The sequence below is a fragment of the Nostoc sp. LEGE 12447 genome (assembly GCF_015206985.1).
Lineage (GTDB): Bacteria > Cyanobacteriota > Cyanobacteriia > Cyanobacteriales > Nostocaceae > Nostoc.
In genome coordinates, this window is sequence record NZ_JADEXT010000051.1 from 35,217 (window position 1) to 44,244 (window position 9,028).

A 9,028-nucleotide genomic window follows, 5' to 3' on the forward strand; every position below is an offset into this window, starting at 1 on the left:
CTACAAAATTCACAATTATTAACTGAAGCTAGGTTCTCAAATTACCTTTCTAGGCTATATTGATTTAAATGCTACATCTTAATAGGGAGATTTAACGCATCTCTAGTACATTATCCGGTCTAGCTTGAGCATAAAAGTGTGAAAGAAGTTGACCAACGTCAACCAGGGAACACCGCCTGCGGGTATTTTTGATCACTGATTAATTCAATGGGTTTGTTTTGAAAAGCTTGTGTTTAGGTATCTTAACCTAAACCAAATATCTTCTGCGAATACATTTGAATGAAAGCTCTTACCTCGACCGAGTAAGACGACCAGAACTTCTGTAAAATCAAGCTAATTGAAAGGAGGCATGGAGGTGAAGATACAACAGTACGACTGTTTAATGCAGAAAGCGCCACTAAGGAGTCGCGCTTTCTACGTATTGCAAATTTCATATTGATCTAGAGCGGGTTTGATCTCGAAGGAACAAAAGAAGTTGTCGCTAAAGTTTGGCCACTGGTGCGACTACTAAATTGTCCGAGAGTTTTTACCGCGCTACCAGATCCATTATAGGGTCTGCCGCCTGGAAAGTCCATTCCCTGCGGTGTGTTTTTGCTGTCGAAATTCATAAATTTTAGGTAAAGTTAAGTTTGGTTAAGAAACATCCCGAATTTTGTAGTTAAAAGCAGTAGTAGCGCGAATAATAGTTACCAGTTATCAGTTGGGAGTAGAGTCCAAGATTAGATAACTGATAACTGATTCAACCCCCTCTGAACTTGTCAACCGAGTTATCAGGGGAAAATATCGTGAAAAACAGAGAACGCCCCAAGAGCGCAGTGTTAGAGCGCATAGGGTCGAGTACAGCTTTCACATGGCAATTTTGTGCTGTGACGAAGGGAAATTTTCGGAATATGCAGGCTAATAGTCTGGCAAGTCAACTTTGCATGGTGGTTAGCAGAGGGGCAGAGGGGCAGAGGGGCAGAGGGGAAAGAACTTATATAAGCCTCTCCTCTGCTCCCCTGCTCCTCTGCTCCCCTGCCGACCTCCACCCAGTAATTTTGGGTTGGCGAACGGCTAGAGCAAGGATTTCGCAGCTTGAAAGCGTTCTTTCCAAGGGATTCCGAGGAGAGAACCGATGAATGCCTCTTCAACTGAATATCCAAACAATCTCACGGCTGCGGAATACCATGAGTTGTTAGCTGGTAGCGCCATTCATCCGGCGTTGATTAAGCGCAACTTCTTCCATGTAGAGGGAGAATCAGTTTATGATTTCCTGTTCATATCTGATAAAATCCCACGTAAGAATGCGGGTCGGGTAACAGATGGATACTTAAAGCTGTATCAGCATCTATTACTGGGTGGGACGTGGATTCAGTCACTTGACCCATTCAAAAACTGGCAACCGATGGAATGGGGAAGAATTAAGCCCAACTTCCCGCGCTTTGATTGGCAAACAGGCAAACCAGTCAAATACGAGTCACCCCCCAAAACCCCCAATCGCGTTACTTACTTTGATGTCGCTAACCCCATCTGGGACAAAGTTGCAAAGCGTTATTTAATTAAGCGCTATCATTCGCTTTTGGCGCTACGCTTGCTGGATCAACTCAATCCACTAATATTTTGGGAGTGGGTAAAACAGCATCCAGAGATTCCAGTTATCTTATGCGAGGGCGAAAAAAAAGCGGCCTGCTTGCTCTCTTTGGGGTTTGTAGCGATCGCACTGCCGGGAATTTGGAACGGGCGCGTCGGCAAACAGGATTTTGATGAACGGTTGCATCCTGACTTAGTACCAATGGCTCAGGCGGGACGCAAGTTCATAATTCTTTTTGACCACGAAACAAAAGCTAAAACCAGGTGGTCAGTGTTTCAAGCCACTGTTCGCACTGCAAAGGCAATTGAGTCTGCTGGTTCTGAATGTGAAGTTGCATTACTGCCGGGGCCAGAAAAAGGCGTTGATGATTTTGTAGTTGGTCGAGGTGTTGATGCCAATGCACTACTAACTGCAATTATAGACGATGCTAAATCACTCAAAGATTACCAGCGCTCATATCGGGCTAAGAAATGGGGACTTAGCAAATACAAACCAGATGTCACTGTTAATGTCAAGTATCTCTCTGAGGCTTTGTGCATTCCTGAACTTGAAGAAAAATGCTTGAGAGTGCCTGAGCTTTATGAACTTGAAAAGGAACAACTTTTCACGCCATCTATAAAAGGACATTGGAGAAAGAAGGAGTCTACGGATTCTGGCGGAGTTGATTCAGACAAATCGAAGAAATCCCCTACCTTCAATTTCCCAAAATCAGGACTGGTCGTACTCTGGAGCGACATGGGTACAGGCAAAACTGAACTTATGCGCTGGTGGCGTGACCAAAATCCTGATGCCAGATTTCTCAACAATGGACATCGGGTTAACTTGCTGAAAAATCTTGCCGAACGCTTGCGGACGGCGATGTACTCCGACTTGGGTTACACAGGTTTAGCCCAAGCCCAAGCCCTTAGTATTACTATCGACAGCTTGCATAAGCTGAATACTCAGTCTCTCACCTACGGTTGCATATTTATAGATGAAGCTTGCCAATACCTTACCCACTTACTACACAGTAATACTTGCAAACAGCACCGTGCAGCAATCCTAGAAGTACTGGAATATATAGTATACAATGCGCCACTGGTCGTCATCGCTGATGCACACATGGACGATTTAACGGTAAACTTCTTTCTTGCGATGCGACCAAAAGGTGAAGTCCCGTACATCATTAAAAACGAGTGGCGAAACGGTTCACGCACAATTTATTGGTACGAGGGGGATAATTCAAGCGCCATAGTCGCCCAAATCTCGGCAGCGCTGATGCTTGGTGAAAAAGTTATGGTTGCCAGCGACAGTAAGCGTTTTATCAAAAAACTTGACAAATCCTTTACTATCAAATACGAAGAATCTAGTAGTTCGCCAAGTGAACTTGGCTCTTTAAAGGTTAAAGGGGATACAACTCTTGGAGAGGCTACGCCAACGACTACGCTCAGTAACCGGGAAAAGGAAGAATTAACAGATTCCTCCACCCTTTTTTCCCCCTTACCCCTTACCCCTTGCCCAGTCCGTAGGACTTCATGGCGTATCTGGTCGGTTCACTCTGACAATTCTGGCAGTGATGAGAATGTCGCTTTCATCAAAGATATCACCAACGCCGTCAAAAACTTTGATGCCTTGTTCACCTCTCCCAGTCTCGGTACTGGTGTCGATATTTCTGAGTATCATTTTGATTTAGTATTTGGTGTGTTTCACGGCGTTTCCCAAACTGCTACTGAATGCGCCCAGCAGTTGTACCGCTATCGCCCAAAAGTCCCGTTTCATATTTGGGTGGCAAAGCGTCCTCCCTTTGGTTACAAGGATACAAACGCATCCAAGATTAAAGAGCGCTTACTCCAAACCAATGAAATGACCGCTTTTCTGTTGCGAATTGACAGAGAAACGGGTAAGCGGGGAGCGGAGAAAGATTGGGCCTTAGATGCCTATTGTCAAATTATGGCTAACCGCCACTATTCTCTCAATAATCTGCGTGATGATTTGCGATCGCTCCTCACCGAAATGGGCAATACATTTATATATGTGGGCAGTGATTCAGATCCTCAATCCCTTGAAAGTCTAAAAGCAGCAGCACAAGCTTTGGATAGTGCCCACAATTCGGCTGTTGCCAAGGCCAAGAATATTACTTTGAGTGAGTACCGTGCCCGTCAGAGCAAAGATTACCTTGACCCTAATGAAATTTTTGAATGTGAAAAGTTCCGCATTTCTGATTCTTACGGCATTGAAGTTACCGAATCACTCGTAGAAATGGATAAAGGTGGCCGCTTAATTAGAGCTATCGCTGGACTTGAGGCCATTTTAGCCCCACCCGAAGAATCTTTTACTGACCCAAAAACTGGGCAAACTTATCCTACACCACCAACAATTGTCACCCAAAAAGACCGCAATGAGCGGGACAATTTACCTTTGTGCATCGACTGGGGTAATTATTCCGCACGCTGGCTGGCTAGATTTAACCTGGGACTGCATCAAATTCTCACTTCTTTAATGAAGGGTGATGAAGTTACTGCCGACGATTCCACCTTACTCAAGATGACGGAGATCGCTAAAAACTGTGCTGCTCACGTCAAAGCAATTCTTGGATTTACTATTCCCCTAGACTGTAAACCTATTTGGTTGCTAGCTACTTTAGTAGAGCAGCTGGGGCTAAAGTTGACTTTCCGCAAGCAGGGCAAGCGCGGTCAACAGGTGAAACTTTTCTCTTTATCTAAAGAGGAATTAGAATTTGCAATGCATGTAATTGCTCATCGCGTGGAAAAGCGTAATCAAAAAGAAAATCGAACCTATTCTGCTGCTCAAACCCTTGCTGCGTATAGTGTAAACCCCAATCAGCAGCCCGTATCCACACCCCCCCTTGATGCTATAGGGAACTCCCATTGCCAAGGGGAGGATACTACCGAATTTGAGTCGCCTCCGACAGATCGCGTTACACTACTCCACTGCGTAGAAACACTTCGCTCTGGTATTAAGCAGGGGGTGGACGCGATTAAAGGCATTCTCAAGCGATGGGTTGAGGATTTGCGCTGGGATACGGTGCTGGAACTTGAAGTGATCGCCGCGAGTGAACTGCGACTTGTGGAATCTCTTGTCCCGGAATTTTATGCCTTGCTAAGTGAAGAGGTGTTGCCGATGGAGTTCTCCTAAACTTTCGTCATAACTAACCGCATCATTGAAGCAATTTCTACTTTTGCTTTCAGCAATTGCGCTGATGCTGCTTTGCGAAATCGATTTTTTGGTAAAATGGGGTCAATGCCTTTTCTTTACTGAATTATCGGTCACTTCGACTAACTGGGGTTTCCCGAAGTCGTCTGACGAAACCGGAGCAAGTAGTGCTAAAGATGATACCGCTCCCAATACTTGATCTTCTCTCACCTCCAGGTACTTGTACAGCTCGTCCAACGTGCGATGCCCAGAAATTTCCTGAATCACTCTTAAGGGAATTCCGGCATTACTCATCGAGGTGAGTGCTGTGCGCCGAAAGCTGTGAGAGCTTATGCCTTCAACTCCTACTTTTTTGCAAGCGACTCGCAATATCCACAATGCCGAATCCCGGTGCAGGTGGTTATTCGCTCTTGAGTGGTCAGCATTTCCAGGGAACAGCCAAGGAGAATCATCACGCGGTTTATATGCTTGCAACCTGACTCGCAATTCTTGAATTACCGGGATAGCACGGGTAGCCAGTTTCCCTTTCGTGTTACCTTTGCGAAAGATGATTTTGGCTCTGACTTTTCCTTTGGTATCATATACGTCGCGCTTAAGCAACGTCACTGCTTCATTCACCCGACACGCTGTGTAAAGCATCACCGCAAACAGCGCTTTATCTCGCAGTGAATCCACCCCCTCCGAGAACAGAAGTTGGATTTCCTGCAAAGACAAAATCTTTGCTCGACCATGCCTATCAATTTTCAAGGTTGCTGCCCCATCAACACCCCGCCCTGTTCTTATTATCCCAGTCCACGAGACAGGTTTTGCCAGGGGTGCAATTTTCGCAGCTATGCAGATGAGCAGTATGGGTATTTTCAGCAATTAACGTGACAAATAATTCTTTAATGGACAGTTGCGCTCCGTGCAATCGCCGCAGCTTTCACCTGAAAGCACCAGTTGTTGTGGTTAGGCAATATCAATATTGATTGATAACAATGCAGAAACGACCGTTGGGACTTTACCGAATGGCAAGTTAGTTTTTGATGTCTGAAATTACAATGTGTTTTCAACGTGTAGGTACCTACCCAAGTAAGTGATCGGTTCGTCTTCAGGCAAGTCAATTTTCCCGATTTGGGTGGTAAGGCACTTAACCGCTCATAAAGATACGAAAGTACGATCCAGATCCACGCCACACAACGAGCAATTAAGAACAAGGCTGGTATCTTTTTTTGCGGTTCCCCCTAAAAATACACTTCTAAAAGAAAAACCTAAAAATCGATGAAAAAAACAAACTAAAAATGACTTTATAGTTAATAAGTAATATAACAGGTTAAAGAGCATACTCTTAACAGTTAACTACACAAATATTACAGGTGTAGGTTTGGGTTAGAGAAAACGGGCAAAGGTGCTTATTTTAAGAAACTTGTACAAAATTCTTTCCTGCATCTGTTGTTTTCATGCCAAATCAAGCTTATCGGAATAGCCCGCTATCTAATCGCTATCACGCCATAAAACTATAGAGTCATTTTAAGTTTATTTTTTGAGAGTGCTTTGATTCCTCTATAAAAAATTCTTCAAAAAACGGACGGGTAAAACTTGCTCCCCAAAAACTCAAACTTTTCTCCGATGCGTTTGGACACTAATTATTTAAAACTGACAACTAATTCTTTAATGGACACCAGGGCTTAAAAGCAGGGGCAACTTTTAGAGACGCTATGCGTAGCAAGATCCCCATAGGGGTACAGACTTACTGTACTGGATGCAATTATTGCTTTCTTACTCAGCAATCTAACTAGGTACTCAGCACTGTTTCGATGAGCAAAAATTAGATAAAGCAATCCTGCAAGTGTTTAAGCCTGAGATAATTTTTGATCGCCAATGGTAGCCGTTGGCAGTAGCATCTCTTTACAAAAGCCATCGCTTGAAGAATGCGCTGACACACTTGGCGATGATAGCATCAAGGTAATTCATCATGATGAATTACACGATTTAATAAGCGTGGGCAATCCAAGTTTACCTAGATGATACGTGAACATGAGCAATACAGGGCGGAAAAAAAAATTAGCATCTTTCAACTGTGACCAAAGGAAGTGGGAGCAGTTTATCGCCTGTTGCAACTCGAAAGGGACGACCGCAACAGCCACGCTGCTCGAATTTATCGAACTTTACTTAGACGATTCTCAAGATCAGCTTGATGCAATAGATGGTAATAATTTAGACAAACGCTTAGATTCTCAGATTAAGGCAAGTGTTGAGAAGTACTTAGTTACGAGTAACAATAGTAACGCCAGTCCGACCAACGAAACAATAATAGCTATTTGCGAAAGACTTGATAAGCTGGAGTCAGAGTTTTCAAATGAATCTAATAGCAACCAAACCACAGTAATTGATAATCTCGCCAATTTAGAACAAAAAATTGAAAAGATGACAGCCCGAATGACACAGTTGGCTGAGGCGATCATTAAAATACAAGACTATCTCAACAACCAACAAAAGCGAGGCCAAAAATCGTACTACAACAATTCATCCTATTCTGGGCAAAGTCCGCGAATGCAACCGTTAACTGAAGAAGGTTTGGCCAAGAGGCTTGGTGTAAGTGAGGAAACTGTACGCAAAGAGCGAATTAATCTTCCCCCACCGCTTTTTGTAGCATGGTGTAAGAACAAGGATAGAGCAGGGCTAGGGTGGGAATTTAACCAAAATACGGGATTCTATCAGCCAGCAAGTTAGTATCAGGACACATTCTGTTCCCTGTTCCCTTTCTTTGTAAGAATAGGTCGGGTATTGTGTGGGAATTTAATGAAACTTCGGGATTATGTGATCTGGGAAGTTAGTCAGGAGTATCCAAATGTTTTTTCAAAGTGTAGGGGCAATCAGGAGTTTTGATTCCACTGGCGTAAGGTAATTTATAGGATGCCCAGATTTGCCACCGCAAAACATCAACTCCAATAGTTGAACTACCAAATTGTACTCGACAGTCTTTGTCTGGGTTTTGTATAACATTTTTGATGATGGTATTTATGGCTTCTGTCTTGAGATTATTCGGTATGCCCATTAGTAGCTTTGTAAGCCACTGTCTGATTTGTGGTGACTGTAGCCAGTCTTTGATTTGGTCATCAGTAGGAATTAGGCGATTGAGTAATAGCGTGGGATTTTCGTTATCTTCATTAACTTGGCTTTTGGGTTGAAAGAGTTGATGAAAATTAGTATCTGTGTTGGACATAAAGTTGATTGGTTAAAAGAGAATATCTCTATTATAGATAAATTGGATAAATTCGATAATAGCTAATATATTTTATCAAGATATTAAGATAAATAAATATAAGAAGATTATTTATCCTTTGACACAAAATTATAAAGATTTGACTAATTAATTATGTTATAAATATTAAATAAGTTCCTTATGCAAGTATCAAATAAATACTATGCACCCAATAGAGTTTAAGAAGAAGTGGAAGTTAACTTATCAAGAGATGGCGTTCGTATTAGGATACGAAAGTGATTACACTGTTCGCTGCTGGGGAATGAAAGGAAGATTTAAGCGAAACCCTCAAAACGTTGTTCACGTAGCTTGCAGCCTTCTAGATGAAAAATGGGCAAGTCAGGGTAAGAAGCTAAATTCTTGTCTTTGAACAAAATTTTTCTCTTGTAGTTGCATTTGCGACTTGCCCGCCACGAAAAAGGCGGGTATTTTTATATGTAGTTAGAAGTTCCAAGAAGTTCTCAGAGTCATGGGGATAGGGAGGTTTACCTGGCAAAATGAAGAACTAACAAGACCAGAAGTTGCGGCGATGTTAAAGCCAAAGGTTTCTGCAAGACAACTACAAGCGTATTTGAACATAGCTCGAAAGTACTTGCCAGAGTTCCAGAAATTCACCAACGAAAAAACAGGTGGTCTAAATGGCATGAGCAAGCTCTACAAGTATCATATTGCTCCCCTTCAAGAAATTCGCTCACTAGCTAGAGAGCATACTTTAGCTGATATAGAAAGTGAATTTCAACAACGAGCATTAAGCAAGTCAGAAGTAGGAAGCTGGAAATAGATTTTTTGTTACTTTTAACTTTGGTAATAAGGTCAAGAAAAAGGGGGTAGGGTGTGGGGTGTAGTGAGGACAACATTGGACGTAGCTATGAAACCCCGACCAATGCAATTGCCTTAAAATGCAGGACTTAAACCAATTCGCAATTCGCAATGGGCTAACGCCCCGCTCCGCTAACGCAATTCGCAATTACGTTTTGTGACGTGGATTTAGCTGAGGCATCAAAACGCGCTGCCGTCATTAGGCAGGGGGACTTAAACCCCCAAAGTTTGTTAAACACAAA

General features: G+C 42.9%; 5 protein-coding genes. 3 read left to right on the forward strand and 2 right to left on the reverse strand.

Annotated elements, in window-relative coordinates; genetic code table 11:
- The first annotated feature begins 1,114 nt into the window (after positions 1 to 1,114).
- Positions 1,115 to 4,705, forward strand: a complete 3,591-nt coding sequence (locus IQ274_RS31130; protein WP_194144547.1) for a DUF3854 domain-containing protein — start codon at positions 1,115 to 1,117, stop codon at positions 4,703 to 4,705.
- 102 nt (positions 4,706 to 4,807) lie between these two features.
- Here IQ274_RS31130 and IQ274_RS31135 read toward each other — a convergent pair whose 3' ends face one another.
- Positions 4,808 to 5,470, reverse strand: a complete 663-nt coding sequence (locus IQ274_RS31135; RefSeq protein WP_194144552.1) for a tyrosine-type recombinase/integrase — start codon at positions 5,468 to 5,470, stop codon at positions 4,808 to 4,810.
- A 1,269-nt stretch (positions 5,471 to 6,739) separates the two neighbouring features.
- Here IQ274_RS31135 and IQ274_RS31140 point away from each other — a divergent pair.
- A complete protein-coding gene (locus tag IQ274_RS31140) occupies positions 6,740 to 7,435 on the forward strand; it encodes a hypothetical protein (protein ID WP_194144548.1) in 696 nt (231 codons plus the stop codon).
- Positions 7,436 to 7,535: 100 nt separating this feature from the next.
- Here IQ274_RS31140 and IQ274_RS31145 read toward each other — a convergent pair whose 3' ends face one another.
- The gene (locus tag IQ274_RS31145) at positions 7,536 to 7,928 is read right to left on the reverse strand and encodes a hypothetical protein (RefSeq protein ID WP_194144549.1); all 393 of its coding nucleotides are present in this window, start codon (positions 7,926 to 7,928) and stop codon (positions 7,536 to 7,538) included.
- Between the two features lie 508 nt (positions 7,929 to 8,436).
- Here IQ274_RS31145 and IQ274_RS31150 point away from each other — a divergent pair.
- A complete protein-coding gene (locus IQ274_RS31150; protein WP_194144550.1) occupies positions 8,437 to 8,748 on the forward strand; it encodes a hypothetical protein in 312 nt (103 codons plus the stop codon).
- The last annotated feature ends 280 nt before the right edge of the window (positions 8,749 to 9,028 follow it).